The organism is Ruminococcus bovis, assembly GCF_005601135.1.
In the GTDB taxonomy this organism is placed as follows: Bacteria; Bacillota; Clostridia; order Oscillospirales; family Acutalibacteraceae; genus Ruminococcoides; species Ruminococcoides bovis.
Genome location: NZ_CP039381.1, coordinates 811,573 through 829,433 on the forward strand (window position 1 = coordinate 811,573; position 17,861 = coordinate 829,433).

Here is a 17,861-nt window from a genome sequence, read left to right on the forward strand (position 1 = left end):
GGAAAAATGAGTAACAAAAACACCACCTACCGAAAGGTAAGTGGTGTAATTTTTTGCTATAAAGCTATTTGTTTTTAATTAGAAAATGAATTAAAAATTATTCGTTTCTGCCACAGCACTTCTTGTACTTCTTACCTGAACCACAAGGACAAGGGTCGTTTCTGCCAACTTTATTTTTCTTAACAATTGGCTTTCTCTTTGGCTTTTCACCATTGTCACTAACACCTGCCTGAGTTGGTACTGCTACCTGTTCTCTCTTTAGTGCTAGGCTGATTGGGCTTGGCATTGGAGCTTTGCTCTGCTTATCAAGTAGAACCTGGTGAGCCTCTGCTGCTTTCTTTTCTTCTTCTTCACGAATTCTAGCCATTTCTTCTTGCTGAGCCTTAACTCTTGCAATTCTCTTTGGCTGAAGTAGGCAAAGTTTTACTGTATCTTCACGAATTGCTGCAATCATTTCGTCAAACATATCGAAACCAACAAGTTTGTATTCAACAACAGGGTCTTTCTGACCGTATGATGCTAGGTAAATTGACTGCTTTAACTGTTCCATAGCATCAATGTGATCCATCCAATGTGTATCAACTGACTTTAGAAGATAAACTCTTTCCATTTCTTCCATTGTTTCAGCATCAAGCACTTCTTCATTTTCCTTGTACAAGTCAAGAGCCTTGTTTGTGATAAGTTCAATAATATCCTTCTTGTCTAGCTTATCAAGTTCATCACCTGTAAATACTAGGAAGTCCTTATCAGGAACTAACCACTTGTAAGTTTCCTTTAGTGAAGACAAGTTCCAAGATTCACGAAGAATATGGTCATTTACATATAGGCTAACATTTTCTTCAATTGTATCCTTTAGCATCTTGATAATGTCATCATGAACATTTTCGCCATTAAGAACCTGATCTCTCTGACCGTAAATGATTTCTCTCTGCTTGTTCATAACATCATCATACTGTAGAACATTCTTACGAATACCAAAGTTTCTTGCTTCAACCTTTTCCTGTGAAGATTCAATAATGTTTGTAAGCATCTTGTTTTCAATAGGAGTATCGTCAGAAACTTTTAGTGTGCTCATAATTGACTTCATTCTATCCCCACCGAATAGACGCATTAGGTCATCTTCTGTTGATAGATAGAATCTTGAAGTACCCGGATCACCTTGACGACCTGCACGACCTCTTAACTGGTTGTCGATACGGCGAGATTCGTGTCTTTCTGTACCCATAATGTAAAGGCCACCGGCTTCACGAACCTTCTCAGCTTCTTCACTGATTTCATCTTTATATTCGTCAAGAAGTTCTTTAAATGTATTTCTTGCAAATAGAATATCCTTATCATCTGTTTCAGAATAAGCATCAGCCTCAGCAATAAGTTCTTCAGAGAACTTCATCTTCTTCATCTGAGTCTTAGCCATATATTCAGCATTACCACCAAGCATAATATCAGTACCACGACCGGCCATATTAGTAGCAATAGTAACTGCACCAAGTTTACCTGCCTGAGCAACGATTTCAGCTTCTTTTTCGTGATGCTTAGCATTTAGAACATTGTGCTTAATGCCACGCTTCTTTAGCATCTTTGATAGTAATTCTGACTTTTCGATTGATACTGTACCAACCAGAACAGGCTGTCCCTTTTCGTGGCACTTAATAATATCTTCAATAATTGCATGGAACTTACCCTGTTCTGTTGGGAAGATTAGGTCAGGTAAATCCTTACGCAATAGAGGTTTGTTTGTTGGAACTTCAACAACATCAAGTTTGTAAATTTCCTGGAATTCCTGTTCTTCTGTAAGAGCAGTACCTGTCATACCGGAAAGTTTCTTGTATAGACGGAAGTAGTTCTGGAATGTAATTGTAGCAAGTGTTTTGCTTTCATTCTGAACTTCTACACCTTCCTTAGCTTCAATAGCCTGGTGTAGACCTTCGTTATATCTTCTACCAATCATCTGACGACCTGTAAATTCATCAACGATAATGATTTCACCGTCTTTTACGATGTAGTCAACTTCATTCTTCATAACACCGTTAGCCTTGATAGCCTGATTAATATGGTGCTGAATTGTTAGGTTGTCAGGGTCAGTTAGGTTTTCTAGGTTAAAGAATTCTTCAGCTTTCTTAACACCAACCTGAGTTAGTGTAGCTGTCTTAGCTTTTTCATCAACAATGTAGTCAATGTTGTTTTCAGCATAGAAGTCTTCTTTATCTTCCTTAGCGTCAACTTCTGTAAATACATATTTCTTTAGAGTCTTAGCAAACTTATCTGCTCTTGTGTATAGGTCAGTTGACTTGTCACCTTGACCTGAAATAATAAGTGGAGTTCTGGCTTCATCAATAAGGATTGAGTCAACTTCATCCACGATTGCAAATGCATGACCACGCTGAACCTTATCTTCTTTATAAACAACCATATTGTCACGAAGATAGTCAAAGCCTAGCTGGTTATTTGTACCGTATGTAATGTCACAACCATACATTTCTTTTCTTGTATCGTTGTCCATATCTTGAGTAATAAGACCTACTGTTAAGCCTAGGTATCTATATACCTTACCCATCCATTCACTATCTCGAGTAGCTAGGTAATCGTTGACTGTAACAACATGAACACCTTCACCTGTTAGGGCATTTAGGTAAGCAGGAAGTGTAGCAACCAAAGTTTTACCTTCACCTGTTTTCATTTCAGCAATTCTACCTTGGTGTAGAATAATACCACCGGTAATCTGTACAGGGAAGTGCTTCATACCAAGTACACGCCATGATGCTTCTCTACAAGTAGCAAATGCATCAGGTAGAATATCGTCAGTTGTTTCACCGTTAGCAAGTCTTTCTTTAAGAACTGTAGTCTGATTCTTTAGTTCTTCTTCAGACATATTTGTATATTTTTCTTCAAGAGCAAGTACCTTCTGTGTGATAGGTTCTACTCTCTTCAACTCTTTCTTACTGTAAGAGCCAAACATTTTTCTAAGTATGTTCATTTTTTCTCATCCTTTATTTAGAAATTTGCCTATAATTTCCGATTATAGGTTATATTATAGCATAGTAATTACAAAAAATAAAGGGAAAGTACACAAATACTTCCCCTTAATAATATTTATAACACAATTATTTATATCAAATATTGTATATCTTAATTTGCAAGAGGTCGCATATAGAAAAATCTATTATTTTTATACAAAAACTTTAACGACTTCTTGTAAAGAATTACTTTTTATCCATAGAAGACATACAAGCAGACAGTGCTGTATTTAGAATAGGAATAGCGTTAGTAGAGCCATAACCCTCAACATCACTTACAACTGCTGCAAAGGCAAGTGGGTAATCCTTGTTCTGACAATAACCGATTGTCCAAGCGTTGTTCTTGTCACTACTTGAGCTATCTGACTTTACAGTTTCACCTGTACCTGTCTTAGCTGCAACTTCAAGACCATCCGGAAAACTACCGTCACCGTAGTAGTTCTGAACATTGTTACGCATCATTTCTGCAATTTTCTTTGCAACAGAGCTGTCCATCATTCTACTACCTGTGCCACCACCGGTTGTAATATGAAGTGAAGTTAAAATGCTTTCGTCACTACCTAGCAAATATGGTAAAACAGGTTTACCGTCATTTGCAATAGCTGAACAAATAATAGCCATTTGCATAGGGTTTACAAGGTCGGTATACTGACCCACACCTGACCATGCAAGTTGGTTCTTACTTGCTTTACTAACATCATAACTGCCGTCTTTTATAGGAATATCACCAATAGAGAATGAGCCGTTAATACCCATTTCGTTGGCAACTTCAGTCATTTTTTCTTTACCAAGCTCTGTAGCAATCTCAGCAAAAACAATGTTACAAGAATTACCAAGTGCTTGTGCTAAAGTTTCTGTACCGTGAGCCTCACCGTCATTACAGTAAACCTCACTACTATCGTCATCACCACCGATTTTTTCTACACCGGCACATTCCCAGGTACGAGTATCAATATCGTCAATGTACTTTAGTGCAGCGGCAGTTGTTACAATCTTGAAGATAGAACCGGGAGTATATGTACTACTTACAGAGTTATCAATATAGATACCCTTGTAGTCATCCTGGTTATCTTCGGTAATTGTAGGTGGTGCGTTAGGGTCATATGAAGGTGTTGATACATCGCACAGTATCTCACCTGTTTTGTAGTTAAACACAACACAAGAACCTGTTTTGTCACCAAAAGCCTGATGTACTGCCGAATTAACTGTTGCATCAACAGTTAGACGCATATCACTGTTGGCCTTTAGTGATGATGGCAGACCAAGACCAAATAATGGACTGTAACCTGTTAGGCTCATACGGTACATTGACTGAATAGATGTACCAATGTTGATTGTATCGTCACCAACAATATGAAGCATACTTTCTCTGACATTTTCGTCATCGTTGTACTGTCTCTTACCGTTAACCGACTTTGCAAGTTCAACACCGTTTCTATCTGTAATAGTACCTGCCTGAGTTAAACCACCATCAGAAGAAATATGACGGTTATATGCCATATTAATCCAAGTGTTTTGATTAAAGAATATTCTATAGGAAAGGTATCCTAATCCACCGATAATAAGCAGCACAACAATAAATATCATACCACTTCTGCGTAATGTTCTTTTCATCGGATACAATTCCTCCTTTAACTAAATAATCAAATAAATTTATCCTCGTTTCTGAGAATAAGTTCTTTCGTCTGCTGCCTTGATAAATGCCAAAAGTCCCCAACAAGAAATCATTGAAGAACCACCGGCTGATACAAATGGGAATGTAACACCTGTTAGTGGCAAAATATCTGTTGCACCAAAAACATTAAGTGACATCTGCACAATAAATAAACCGGCAGCACAACAAGCAGAAATAGAATAAAATGTACTTCTACTTCTTGTGGCAATATCTCTTGTATAAATTGCTAGACAAAGAATTGCAATAATAAGGACAAAGCCTACGATTATGCCAAGTTCTTCACAAACAATACCAAATACAAGGTCACTTTCGGAAGCAAATACATACTTCAAAAAGCCGTTACCGATACCAACACCAAAAAGTCCACCTGATGCTAAATAAGTTAGCACATGGGCCTGTTGGAAGCCACCATCTGAGGCATACTCAATGGCATGTCCCCAAGTTTTAAATCTCTTTGCAATATATGGCTTAATCTTTAGTATCAAAGCACCACCACCACCGGCAGTACCAAGTGCAAGTAAAATTGTCTTAATATCACCGGAACGCATAAACGCAACAAATAGGAATGTAGCAAAGAAAATAAGTGCAGTACCAAAGTCACCCATTAGGGCAAGTTCACCAACACAAATTGCTGAGAAAATGATAAACTCAATTTTATTTCTTCTTGTCATAATTGAGTCAAGAGTACCGGCACCTACAAAGATATAAAGAATCTTTGCAATTTCTGATGGCTGAATTGAAATACCACCAACAGAAATCCAGTTAGCAGCACCGTTCTGTACAGTACCAAATACAAGGTTAAGTCCTAGTAAACCTACGGCACAAATCATTCCCCAAAAACGGAAACGCTGAACCCAATCAGGTTTTTCAAGCAACTTAACAATTATCATAAATCCTATTATACCTGCAACAGCAGTTACAATAGTTACAATAGACATTTTTGCCTCTTGCCGAACTTGCAACATCAGTCCAAGTCCCGTCAAGAAAAGTCCCAAAGCCTCTAACTCAAAGTTAGTTCTCTTTAGAATATTGCTGGATACAAAGAACAGTACCCAACCGATAATTGAGAAAACACCACAATAAACAAATGGCATTAAGTCTTTATCATAATAATCCCATGATGCCTCTATAGCCATTAGAAAATGAAAAATAGTAATCATAATCATAAGCTTATACTGTTTCATAGAAGGCTTATTGCTGATTTTTCCCATAAATCTATTTGGTTTAATAGGCTCAATATACTCGTCACCTCGTTCAACTCTGAACAGGTTTGAGCCAACTTGAATTTCATCACCAATCAAAAGTTTGGTACGGTTAACAGTAGTATCATCTACTGCCTTGATCCCCTTTTGAATATTACTTTTTACTGAGTCGATAATACTTGCAAAGAAAGATAACTTTCTCTCTCTGCCGTTACTGACTATTTTTTCACCGTTAACATAAGTACCCTGTGTACTGCCAACATCGGTAATCATCCAACCCTCTTGTCTACGCAAAAGAATACAATGATCTCTGGAAACGGCAGGGTCGTTAACCCTTATATCACTGCCTCTACTTCTACCGATAGAATTTTCCCAAAACAGAACCGGAATTTTCTCACCGGTTTCTACATTATGTAAAGTAAGCAGTGGTTTTTGTGGTCGTCTGTGACGACGCATTGATGCAAAAATTGAATAAATAATTACCAGTGCATATAGTGGAAGTACCACTCTGACTGCAACTACACCGGTATCTAGTAGCCACTGAAAGCTCATTAATGCACCACCTCTCCTTGTGGTTATTATACATCATTCTTAAAAATTGTCAACAAATAACATAAGTCGGGACTAGACTTAACCTATTCCCGACCTAAAAAATTCTTATTCAACTGTTACTGACTTTGCAAGGTTTCTTGGTTTATCAATATCGTTACCTCTTGATAAAGCAGTATAGTAAGCGATAAGCTGAAGTGGAACAATAGCAAGCATAGGCATAAGTTCTTCTCTAAACTTAGGTACTTGGATAATCTGGTCAGCTACATCCTCACCAAATGTGTTATCTTCATCACAAATAAGGATAACATAAGCACCTCTTGCCTTAACTTCCTTAACATTGGAAATTGTCTTTTCAAGAAGTTGGTTCTGAGTTGCAACTGCAATAACAGGCATATCCTTAGTAATCAGAGAAATTGTACCATGCTTTAGTTCACCTGCTGCATAGCTTTCGCTATGGATATAAGAAATTTCCTTTAGCTTTAGTGAACCTTCCATAGAAAGTGTATAGTCAAGACCTCTACCTATATATAGTAGACTATCGGCATTGATTAAAGTACTGCCAACATACTGACAATCATCCATAACCTTGTCCAGTGTTTCCTTAACTTTATCAGGAACTTCTAGCAAAGAAGAAACAAGTGACTTACATTCTTCTTCAGTAATCTTGCCCTTTGCAAAAGCAAGTTGGAAAGCAAACAGATACATAACTGCAATCTGCACCATATAAGCCTTTGTAGACGCAACGGCAATTTCAGGACCTGCATGAGTATAGATAAGCATATCAGCCTCTCTTGCAATTGAGCTACCCTTTGCATTTACAATAGCAAGTGTCTTTGCACCATATTCCTTAGCAAGTGCCATTGCTGCTTTACTGTCGGCAGTTTCACCACTTTGAGAAATAATAATTACAAGGTCGCCTTCACCAACAAGTGGGTTTCTGTATCTAAATTCCGAAGCAATATCAACATTAACCGGAACTCTTGCAAGTTGCTCAATAACATACTTACCAACCATACCGGCATGCATAGCAGTACCACAAGCTACAATGTGGATATTCTTAAATTCTCTTAGCTTTTCAACAGTAATGCCACATTCAGATAAATCAGGCATACCGTTTACAATTCTAGGAATAATAGTTCTCTTAATTGAGTCAGGCTGTTCGTGGATTTCCTTAATCATAAAGTGTGGGTAGCCACCCTTTTCGGCAGCATCCATATCCCAATCAGCCTCTTGAAGTTCCTTAGTAACAGGTAGCATATGACTGTCAAAGAACTCAACACCATCATGAGAAAGCTTAACAATTTCATCATGGTCCATTAGGTAATACTTCTTAGTATAGTTTAGAATTGCAGGTACATCAGAAGCAATGAAACATTCTTTCTTCTCTTCACCGATACCGACAATCAAAGGACTTTCTCTTCTGACTGCATATACAACATCAGGATAATCTGCAAACACAATACCAAAAGCAAAGCTACCCTTTAGCATACGGATAACATTGTGAATTGTATCAATAGGATCACCGTTGTACTTATAGTCAAGGAGCTGAGCTACAACCTCAGTATCTGTTTCGGAAAGGAAAGTTCTGCCTTTCTTTAGTAGATAGTCCTTTAGTTCAATATAATTTTCAATAATACCGTTATGTACGATAGTTACTCTCTTACCGGAATGAGGGTGACTGTTAATGTCAGAAGGCTGACCGTGAGTAGCCCAACGAGTATGACCGATACCGGCATGACCAAGGGGCTTACCCTCTCTCTCCATTTTTTCTGATAAATCTTTTAGTCTGCCTTTAGTCTTAGCAACTTCAATCTTGCCATTTTCAAAAACAGCAATACCGGCAGAATCGTAGCCTCTGTACTCAAGTCTTGTTAAAGCTGAAACAAGCACATCACTACAATCTCTAGGTCCTACATAACCTACAATACCACACATATATTTTTTCTCCAATACTTAAAATTAATTATTTGTTTGTTTGATGGTTGAAAGTTGGCACAATCTCAGCCAACAGCTTAAGAGCCTCATCATCATCATTTTCACTTGCACATTCCTTAAGTTCATCAAGTGAATGAAGTAACTTATCCTTGTCAATGTGAATCTGATTACCAATGAAAATCTTTTCATTATCTGTCTGTTTAAGTCCTTCTTCATCCATCAAAAGTTCCTCAAATAACTTTTCACCGGGACGAAGACCTGTGAACTTAATTTCAACATCTTTATAAGGAATCTTGCCGTACATTCTACATAGATTTTCAGCAAGAGTTGTTATCTTAACAGGTTCACCCATATCAAGTACAAAGATTTCTCCACCTTTAGCCATACTTGCAGCTTGAAGTACAAGGGATACAGCCTCAGGTATTGTCATAAAGTATCTGATAATATCAGGGTGAGTTACGGTAATAGGCTTACCGTTTTCAATTTGTCTTCTAAAAATAGGAATAACCGAACCGTTACTTCCAAGTACATTACCGAAACGAGTTGTTACAAAGTCTGTACCTGTTGTGTTTTGGCTCATATACTGAATAATCATTTCGCAACATCTTTTTGTTGCACCCATAACATTAGTAGGGTTTACTGCTTTATCAGTACTAATCATTACAAATCTCTTAACACCGTATTTCTGTGCAAGTCTTGCAACATTATATGTACCGAAAATATTATTCTTAATTGCTTCACAAGGAACTGTTTCCATAAGTGGAACATGCTTATGAGCAGCTGCGTGCCACACAAGGTCAGGTCTTTCCTGAGCAAAAATCTGTTCCATCTTGTCATAATCTCTAACAGAAGCAATAATTGTATCAAGGTTTACTTTATCGCCATATTCAAGGCGTAATTCTTGTTGTATATCATATGCGTTATTTTCGTATATGTCAACTATAACAATTCTCTTAGGGTTATATTGTGCAATTTGTCTTACAAGTTCAGAACCGATAGAACCACCGCCACCGGTAATCATACAAACCTTGCCTTCAACTAAAGTTTTGATTGATGACTTATCAAATGTAATAGGTGGTCTGCCAAGTAAATCTTCAATCCTAATATCCTTAACTTGGTTTAATAGTCTTGTACCGTCTTCATTTTCGTCAAACAGCAGCTTTGAAATATAAGGAATAATCTTGATTTTACACTTTGTCTTAGAACAAATATCAAGAATTCTCTTTCTTTCTTCTTCTTCACAAGAAGGAATAGCAAAGATAATAAGTGAAATATTTTCTTTTTCACAAATATCAGGAATATCGGTAGTTTGTCCCAAAACTCTAACACTGCTAATAACATTGTCCTGCTTTAGTCTGTCATCATCAACAAAACCTACAGGGAAAATTGATTTTGATGGGTTATTTGAGTCTTGCTTTGCGTTGAAAATATCTTCAAGAATAATTTTACCGGCATTACCTGCACCAACAATAAGGGTTCTTTCTCCTACATCAATAGCACCGGCATCATTAATCTTAATAAATGCTCTCTTAAAAATCAATCTGAATAATACAACACCAACTACTGAAAGTCCACCACTGATAAGTGTATATGGAAGAACATAGTTAAATGAATTGTATCTTAAAGAAAGGACTAATGCACTTAAAGCAACACCGGCTACCATACCAATAAGGCAAGACAGATAGTCCTTTGCGTTAAAGTATCTCCAAGCCTTGTTATATGCACCACATATAAACAAGCAGAAAATACATATAATCACATTTATAAGTATAGAAACAACAACATAAGGTGTTTCCACAATACTTCTAAATCCTGTTTGGAAATTTAATACTTGTAAAATAAAGTTTGATATAACGCCACAAATTGAAATAATCACTGCATCAACAATAAGTAGCATCACTTTTCTAAAGTTAAAATTTGAAACTCGCATATTTACCTCTCCGAAGTCCCCTCTAAACCTCAACTCACATAAAGGCACTCCATAGATAAATTATATTACTATTGGCAAGTAAAGTCAATGTAAAGTGATTTTTTCTATACATATGTTAATACAGTGATAATAATTTGTTCATATATGATATAAAGTTTTTAAAACATTTGCTACATAAAATGTTTATGCGTTGTTTATGTTTTAATTACCAAAAAACTTATTGGCAGTTTCTACTGAAATAGCAGCAGTTTTGCAGTAATAATCGGCATCAATCTTCTTAGCATATTCTTCGGTAAGCACAGCACCACCTACTAAAACTGCTGTATCCTTTAGTTCAGGTGTTTTTCTGATAAGTGCAATTGTGTCTTCCATACTCTTTAAAGTTGTTGTCATTAGTGCAGAAAGCCCAACAAGCTTAACATTTTCTTTTACTGCAGTTTCAACAACAAGTGCCGGTTCAACATCTCTGCCAAGGTCAATTACATCATAACCGTAGTTTTCAAGCAATACCTTAACAATATTTTTACCAATATCGTGAATATCGCCCTTAACAGTAGCTAGGATAATTTTACCCTTTGATATACTTTCTTCATTTGATGAAGCTAACTTTTCCTTAATAATCTCAAATGCCTGTTGTGCTGCAGTAGCTGATGAAAGTAGTCCCGGTAAGAAAACTTTACCTTGTTCAAAAAGGTCACCAACCTTATCAAGTGCCGGAATAAGCTCCTTGTCGATAATTTCCATAGGGTCAGTATCTTCAAGTTTCTTTGCAGTAATATCGTGACATTCTTTCTTTAAGCCTTTCATAACTGCATGAGTTAAAGTCATTTCGTGACTATCCTTAACTGTTTCAATTACATAGTCACTGTACTTTTCAATAAAGTCACGGCTTTCTTGGTCAAAACCTTTTAGCACTCTAAAGGCTCTGACTGCACCTGCCATACCGAATACACTAGGATTGATAATCGGCAAGTCAAGACCTTTTTCCATAGCCATTGTTAGGAATGTTTGGTTAAGCAAAGGTCTGTGAGGTAAACCGAATGAAATATTACTAACACCAAGAACTGTCTTTACCTTGTATTTACTCTTAACAATTTCAATAGCGTCAAGGGTTTGTACTGCACCACTTTGCTGAGCAGAAACAGTAAGTGTCAGACAGTCAATGTAAATATCTTCTTCTCTAATGCCTAGGGCAGTTGCTCTCTTAATAATTCTTTCTGCAATTTCAACACGCTTTTCGGTCGTTTCAGGAATACCGTCTTCATCAAGGGTTAGACCTACAACAGATGCACCGTACTTTGCAACAATAGGTAAAATCTCTGTTAAAGACTTTTCTTCACCGTTTACAGAGTTTACAATTGCTCTACCGTTATATGCTCTAAGTCCGGCTTCAAGAACCTCAGGTTTTGTTGAGTCAAGCTGAAGTGGTAAGTCAACAACACCTTGTACTGCTTTAACAACCTTAACCATCATTTCTTTTTCGTCAATTTCAGGATGACCTACATTAATATCAAGAATTTCAGCACCGTCTTCTTGCTGACTGATAGCCTGACCTAAGATATAGTCCATATCATTATTTACAAGTGCTTGTTTAAATAACTTTTTACCTGTAGGGTTGATTCTTTCACCGATAATTCTTGGCTGATTGATTTCCACTACAGTAGTACCGGAAGAAACTGCAGTTACATATGGGTGAACATTTTTTTCATATTTATAGTTCTTTAAATCTTCCTTTAGGCACTTAATATATTCAGGAGTTGTACCACAACAACCACCAAGTACCTTTACACCTAACTTAGAAAGTGCAGAAAGTTTTTCACCGAATTCTTCAGCACCCATTGTATAAGTGTTGGTTACTGGGTCAGGAAGTCCTGCATTTGGCTTTGCAATAACAGGAACATTACACTTATTACAAATTCGTTCTAGGATAGGAGCAATTTCGTCAGGACCTAAAGAACAGTTAAGACCGATAGCATCAGCCTTTAGTCCTTCTAGTGTAAGAATCATAGCTTCCGGTGAAACACCCTGGAATGTTCTTCCGTTTTCTTCAAAACTCATTGTACAAAGAACAGGCTTGTCACTGTTTTCTTTACAAGCTAAAAGTGCAGTTTTCATTTCAAGTAAGTCTGTCATTGTTTCAATGGCAATAACATCATATCTATCATCGGCAGTAACAATTTCCTTAAAAATTTCATATGCTTCTTCCGGTGATAAAGTACCGTTAGGTTGAAGTAGCTGACCGATAGGACCAATATCAAGTGCTACTAAAGCATCAGTACCTTCTACTGCTTTTTCTGTACAATCAAGGGCAGCCTTTACAACTTCCTTAACACCATAGCCTGTATCTTCCAATTTATATTTGTTGGTAGAAAATGTGTTTGAACAGATAATGTCACTACCTGCATTTACATATTCTCTGTGTACTTCAACAATAGTTTCAGGATTAGTAATATTAAGTACATTTGGGTTATGACCCATCTCAAGACCTCTGTCCTGTAGCATTGTACCCATACCACCATCATATATAATAAAGTCTTTTTGTAGTAATGTTTTGAAATCCATTAGTTCTCCCTTCTATATGGACAATTCTTGTTTCCACACTTCATACACTTTGAAGTACAGTTGATTTTTCCCTTTACTTCATTTTTATTTAGTCCGATTACTGCTGTAACAGACTTAGTAGGATTAAGCAACAGACTGTCTGATAGGCTTAGTCCCAACTTTTTCTCTGTATTTAAGATTTTAACAACTTCTCTTTGTTTTTCAAGAGGATAATCCCCATAACCGGGACTGAATCTGTTGGTAAAGTAAAGACCTTTGTATCTTTCCTTTAGTTCATCCTCAATCTTATCCATAAACTGTTCAATAGCAACAGATGCCATTGAATCAACTACAACAGCCTTTGCCATATCGGTTATCTGAGTTTTCCTCAAAAGTTTTTCTACATATATGCCTAAAGTTGCAGCAATAAGCAAGACCTTCTCGCTTTCTGCTACAACTTTCTTAATGTCATTGCCACCAAGTGCCGGACTATCCTTTGGAATTTCTGTAAAGGTATATGCAGGTCTGCAAACCTTTAACAGTTCATTTTCCACTTCATCCATAATGTCACTTGTCATTTTGTCAGGGTTAAGTGCTTTAGCCCCCATATAACGAAGTGCCTCTGACCTATTTAAATTCGATAATGTTATCATAACATACTTCCAATTGCTTCTGTAATTTTTCCGGCTACATAAGGATTGTTCATTGTGTATAGGTGAATACCGTCAACACCGTTTGCAATTAAGTCAATAATCTGCTGAATTGCATAAGCAATACCGGCATCACGAAGAGCCTCCGGATTATTCTCATACTTCTGCATAATTCTTGAGAAGTTAGCCGGAAGACTTGCTCCACACATTGATACCATTCTCTGAATCTGCTTTGTATTTGTTACAGGCATAATACCGGCCGCAATAGGTACATCAATACCGGCACATCTAGCCATATCTTGGAATTTATAGAACACTTCATTGTCAAAGAATAACTGAGAAATTAGGTGTTCTGCACCACATTCAACCTTATGCTTTAGGTTCTTAATATCTTCAACCATATCCTTTGCTTCCATATGTACTTCAGGATAACAAGCACCGGCAAGTTCAAAGTCACCTCTTGCCTTAATATAACTACACAAGTCACTTGCGTGTAAAAAGTCCTTCTTTGGCTCAATACCGGGAACAATGTCACCTCTTAAAGCAAGGATATTTTCAATGCCCTTTGACTTAAATTCATCAAGTTCCTTTTCTACAGAAACTCTGTCGTTGTTAACACAAGTTAAATGTGCAAGTGGTTCAACACCAAGTGACTTTACTTTCTCGGCAATAATAGCAGTATTGTTAGCCTCAGTACCACCGGCACCATATGTAACAGAAATATAAGCCGGATTCATCTTAGCAAGTTCATCAAGTGCTTTATAAACTGTTTCGATGCCACTTGTCTTTTTAGGTGGGAAAACTTCAAATGATAATACTGTCTTTCCCTCTTCTTTAGCCTTTGTATATAAGTTACTTAGTTTCATAATTATACCTCTATGTCTTTCCTTAGTTTAAATCCTCAGTAATAATTTTTTGTGCAAGGTTTGAGTTAGTATATCTCTTGTCATCGGTTACTTCTTTAATAACCTTTACACAAGGAGGAATAGGAATTTTTACATCTTCGCTATTTACCTCACATTCCATAAATGCCCTGTCATCCCAAAAAGGAAACACATCTATTTCGTATTTTAACCCTTCATAAATAAAAGTATGACGAACCTTATTAATAGTATTAAAGCCTTCCCTCTTATACTTCATTATATTGTTGTATTCTTCTTCGGTAATTTCATCTTCGTATTCAACTCTGGTTAGGTTGGTAATTTTCTTCTTAAAAGTTTTGTAGAATTTATAATTACCATTCTTACCTCTTTTACGAATTCTACCGTAAGCAGAATGTTCCATATAATTAGTATAGGTTTGCTCAATTTCCGAATAATCGTAATCTGTCATATTTTTCATCATATCAACAGATGGATACTCAATCAGCCATTTTCTCTCTATCTCTAATGGTTCACTCATTTTTTCACCTTGTCTTTTCTAATTAATATCTTTAAGACATTTAGTATTTTACCATAGCTTTTAGTATATACAAAATACTTATTATTTATGGTTTGATATAGTTAAAAGCTATAGCAAAATCAAAATTTATACAAATTCTATTTTTAAATACACACATTTATTGTAACATATAAAGCTGAAATTTACCATATTATTTTTCATAGTTTTTTGCATATTATAAAAAATAGTGATAAAATATTTTTGGTGGTATATATGAAGATTAAGAAACATAAGGTTGCTTTTACCTTACTTTGCATTTTTCTTGCAATTATTCTATTTACAATAGGCAACATAATATATAGCAACTACTGTTTAACATATAGCAATTATACTGTTGAAACTAACAAAATCAAGGGTTCGGTAAAGATGGTTGTAATTTCCGATACTGAGGGTGGTTTTATCGGTAAAGACAACAAAAGATTGCTAAAAAAAATTGATAACGCAAACCCTGAGATAGTTTGTATTGTTGGTGATATGGTAGAAAAAGGTTCTGATAACTTTGACAGTGCAATTTCTATCTGTAAAAGTCTGGCTAAAAAATATCCAACATATTATGCACTGGGTAATCACGAAGTAGGACTAAACGATAAACTAAAGTCATTTGAAAAGACAATTTCTGAAACAGGTATTACTCTACTAGACAATAAAATGGTAGACTACAAAACTAGGTCAGGTGATAAATTAACAATAGCAGGTATAAAGGACTATCCATTCTTTGAATACTATGCACCTGACTATAATAATAATGAAAATAAACTTTTTCAAAGCTACCTAAAGCAAGAAGATAACAGTCATTTCTCAATTTTACTTTGTCATAAGCCTGAGTGCTACACTTGGTCTTTTAAGGACTATAACATTGACTTAATGATTTCAGGTCACACCCATGGTGGCATAATCAGAATTCCATTTGTTGGTGGTGTATATGCACCGGAACAAGGGTACTTTCCAAAATACACCAAAGGTTATTATAAAGAAAAAAATGTAAATCTAATTATCACTTCCGGACTAAACACTTCAAGAGGTATTCCAAGATTTTTCAATCCACTTGATGTTGCAGTAGTTACAATTAAGGGCAAATAACAGTAATAAAAGAAATTCCCATAGCATAAATTTAACTATCCTTAAAGGGAGGGTTAATATGTGAAAGGAATTGTGGAAGAACGAGCTGTTACCCTAGGCAATTATATTGCAGAAAGTGGAGATACTGTACGGCAAACTGCCAAAAAATTCGGCATTAGCAAAAGTACCGTTCACAAAGATGTATCTTCAAGATTACAAAAAATCAACCCATCACTGTATCTTGATGTAAAAAAAGTTCTTGAAATAAATAAAAGTGAGCGTCATATCCGTGGTGGAATTGCCACAAAAAACAAGTATCTTAACCTTAGAAAGCAAAGAGAAAATACATAAACAAAACAAAATATCACATTATAAAAACAGAAGTCTTACATAAAAAGGCTTCTGTTTTTTGTATATTTTCGTAAATTTCCACACATAAATATTCGACTAAAAGCAACATTTTACATATATTTCTATACCTTTACTTTACACTTGGAAATAATAGTAGTATAATCACTCCTATATAGGTATTTTGACAATTTGTCATTAAGTGAGGATTTATTTATGAGAAATATACCTTTTTCTCCTCCTGATATTACACAGACAGAGATTGATGCTGTTGTAGAAGTATTAAAGTCAGGATGGATTACAACCGGACCAAAAACAAAAGCCTTTGAAAAAGGCGTTGCAAATTGGTGTAATACAGATATTGCAGTTTGTTTAAACAGTCAAACTGCTTGTGCCGAAATGACACTTAGAATTTTAGGAGTAGGCCCAGGGGATGAGGTTATTGTACCTGCATACACATACACAGCCTCTGCTTCTGTTATCTGTCATGTTGGTGCTACACCTGTAATGATAGACTGTAAAGAAAATTCATTTGAAATGGATTACAACAAAATGGCCAATGCCATTACCGAAAAGACTAAGGTTATTATTCCTGTTGACCTTGCAGGTGTTATGTGTGACTATGACACAATCTTTGACATTGTAGAAAGCAAGAAAGATTTGTTCAGACCTAACAGTCCTATTCAAGATGCTTTTGGCAGAATTATTGTTATGGCTGATGGTGCTCATGCTTTTGGTGCTATGAGAAACGGCAAAAAGTGTGGTTCTGTAGCTGACTTTACTAACTTTTCTTTCCATGCAGTTAAGAATATGACTACTGCCGAAGGTGGTGCAGTTACTTGGCGTAACCACAAAGGCATTGACAATGAGGCACTTTATAAGCAGTATATGCTACTTTCTCTACATGGACAGACTAAGGATGCCTTTGCTAAAAACCATGGTACTTCTTGGGAATATGATGTAGTAGATACACAGTATAAATGTAATATGCCTGATGTACTTGGTGCTTTAGGTCTTGCACAACTTAGCAGATACAATGAAATTCTTGATAAAAGACACAAGATGATTGATATGTACAATGAGGCATTTAAGGATATGAACCTACAGGTACTAAATCATCATGATAAAAACAGTCGTTCATCAGGTCACCTTTACTTTGTAAGATTTTTAGGTAAAGGTGCTGAATTTAGAAATAAATTCTACCACAAAATGGCTGACAATGGTGTTATGTGTAATGTACACTTTAAGCCTTTACCAATGCTTACTGCTTATAAAGTAAAGGGCTTTGACATTACCGATTATCCTAACGCATACAATATGCATAAAAATCAGCTAACATTACCAATGAACAGTAAAATGAGCTTTGATGATGCACAATATGTAATTGATACATTCAAAAAAGTTTATGAAGAACTGACTGCTGAAGAAAATTAACAGTAAAACTTCTATAACATCACTTGTAAAATGCAAGTGGTGTTATTTTTATTAAAAATAAATCAAATTTAAAATATTATT

Annotated in this window: 12 protein-coding genes; 3 read left to right on the forward strand and 9 right to left on the reverse strand. The window is 35.9% G+C overall.

Features of this window, described 5'->3' with window-relative positions:
* Window positions 1-97 precede the first annotated feature (97 nt).
* The 9 genes from secA to E5Z56_RS03970 all read right to left on the reverse strand — a co-directional run bounded on the left by secA (window position 98) and on the right by E5Z56_RS03970 (window position 14,900).
* Entirely contained in the window at window positions 98-2,974 is a 2,877-nt protein-coding gene (gene secA, locus E5Z56_RS03930) for a preprotein translocase subunit SecA (RefSeq protein ID WP_138156622.1), read from the reverse strand.
* Between the two features lie 226 nt (window positions 2,975-3,200).
* Window positions 3,201-4,628, reverse strand: a complete 1,428-nt coding sequence (locus E5Z56_RS03935; protein WP_138156623.1) for a penicillin-binding transpeptidase domain-containing protein — start codon at window positions 4,626-4,628, stop codon at window positions 3,201-3,203.
* 39 nt (window positions 4,629-4,667) lie between these two features.
* Window positions 4,668-6,443, reverse strand: coding sequence for an FtsW/RodA/SpoVE family cell cycle protein (locus E5Z56_RS03940; protein ID WP_138156624.1), 1,776 nt, complete (start codon window positions 6,441-6,443; stop codon window positions 4,668-4,670).
* Window positions 6,444-6,548: 105 nt separating this feature from the next.
* Window positions 6,549-8,378 (reverse strand): glutamine--fructose-6-phosphate transaminase (isomerizing), encoded by a 1,830-nt coding sequence (glmS, locus tag E5Z56_RS03945; protein ID WP_138156625.1) that lies wholly within the window; start codon window positions 8,376-8,378, stop codon window positions 6,549-6,551.
* Window positions 8,379-8,406: 28 nt separating this feature from the next.
* Window positions 8,407-10,308: a polysaccharide biosynthesis protein gene (locus tag E5Z56_RS03950; RefSeq protein ID WP_138156626.1), complete on the reverse strand. Its 1,902-nt coding sequence runs from the start codon at window positions 10,306-10,308 to the stop codon at window positions 8,407-8,409.
* Window positions 10,309-10,509: 201 nt separating this feature from the next.
* On the reverse strand, window positions 10,510-12,870 hold the full coding sequence (locus tag E5Z56_RS03955) for a homocysteine S-methyltransferase family protein (RefSeq protein WP_138156627.1): 2,361 nt from the start codon (window positions 12,868-12,870) through the stop codon (window positions 10,510-10,512).
* Window positions 12,870-13,502, reverse strand: coding sequence for a vitamin B12 dependent-methionine synthase activation domain-containing protein (locus E5Z56_RS03960; RefSeq protein WP_138156628.1), 633 nt, complete (start codon window positions 13,500-13,502; stop codon window positions 12,870-12,872). Before E5Z56_RS03960 ends, E5Z56_RS03955 begins: the two co-directional genes overlap by 1 nt.
* The gene (metF, locus tag E5Z56_RS03965) at window positions 13,499-14,365 is read right to left on the reverse strand and encodes a methylenetetrahydrofolate reductase [NAD(P)H] (RefSeq protein WP_138156629.1); all 867 of its coding nucleotides are present in this window, start codon (window positions 14,363-14,365) and stop codon (window positions 13,499-13,501) included. Before metF ends, E5Z56_RS03960 begins: the two co-directional genes overlap by 4 nt.
* A 22-nt stretch (window positions 14,366-14,387) precedes the next feature.
* Window positions 14,388-14,900 carry a CYTH domain-containing protein gene (locus E5Z56_RS03970; protein ID WP_138156630.1) on the reverse strand — a complete coding sequence of 171 codons (513 nt, stop codon included), beginning with the start codon at window positions 14,898-14,900 and terminating at the stop codon, window positions 14,388-14,390.
* Between the two features lie 252 nt (window positions 14,901-15,152).
* On the opposite strand from E5Z56_RS03970, the gene E5Z56_RS03975 reads away from it, so the two are divergent.
* The 3 genes from E5Z56_RS03975 (at window position 15,153) to E5Z56_RS03985 (ending at window position 17,780) form a co-directional block, all read left to right on the forward strand.
* On the forward strand, window positions 15,153-16,019 hold the full coding sequence (locus E5Z56_RS03975) for a metallophosphoesterase (protein ID WP_138156631.1): 867 nt from the start codon (window positions 15,153-15,155) through the stop codon (window positions 16,017-16,019).
* A 60-nt stretch (window positions 16,020-16,079) separates the two neighbouring features.
* Window positions 16,080-16,349, forward strand: a complete 270-nt coding sequence (gene spoIIID, locus E5Z56_RS03980) for a sporulation transcriptional regulator SpoIIID (protein WP_138156632.1) — start codon at window positions 16,080-16,082, stop codon at window positions 16,347-16,349.
* Between the two features lie 213 nt (window positions 16,350-16,562).
* On the forward strand, window positions 16,563-17,780 hold the full coding sequence (locus E5Z56_RS03985; RefSeq protein ID WP_138156633.1) for a DegT/DnrJ/EryC1/StrS family aminotransferase: 1,218 nt from the start codon (window positions 16,563-16,565) through the stop codon (window positions 17,778-17,780).
* Window positions 17,781-17,861: the final 81 nt, after the last annotated feature.

Coding starts and splice junctions, on each gene's coding strand:
- secA (WP_138156622.1), bottom strand. CDS start 2,974: ATGAACATACTTAGAAAAATGTTTGGCTCTTACAGTAAGAAAGAGTTG.
- E5Z56_RS03935 (WP_138156623.1), bottom strand. CDS start 4,628: ATGAAAAGAACATTACGCAGAAGTGGTATGATATTTATTGTTGTGCTG.
- E5Z56_RS03940 (WP_138156624.1), bottom strand. CDS start 6,443: ATGAGCTTTCAGTGGCTACTAGATACCGGTGTAGTTGCAGTCAGAGTG.
- glmS (WP_138156625.1), bottom strand. CDS start 8,378: ATGTGTGGTATTGTAGGTTATGTAGGACCTAGAGATTGTAGTGATGTG.
- E5Z56_RS03950 (WP_138156626.1), bottom strand. CDS start 10,308: ATGCGAGTTTCAAATTTTAACTTTAGAAAAGTGATGCTACTTATTGTT.
- E5Z56_RS03955 (WP_138156627.1), bottom strand. CDS start 12,870: ATGGATTTCAAAACATTACTACAAAAAGACTTTATTATATATGATGGT.
- E5Z56_RS03960 (WP_138156628.1), bottom strand. CDS start 13,502: ATGATAACATTATCGAATTTAAATAGGTCAGAGGCACTTCGTTATATG.
- metF (WP_138156629.1), bottom strand. CDS start 14,365: ATGAAACTAAGTAACTTATATACAAAGGCTAAAGAAGAGGGAAAGACA.
- E5Z56_RS03970 (WP_138156630.1), bottom strand. CDS start 14,900: ATGAGTGAACCATTAGAGATAGAGAGAAAATGGCTGATTGAGTATCCA.
- E5Z56_RS03975 (WP_138156631.1), top strand. CDS start 15,153: ATGAAGATTAAGAAACATAAGGTTGCTTTTACCTTACTTTGCATTTTT.
- E5Z56_RS03985 (WP_138156633.1), top strand. CDS start 16,563: ATGAGAAATATACCTTTTTCTCCTCCTGATATTACACAGACAGAGATT.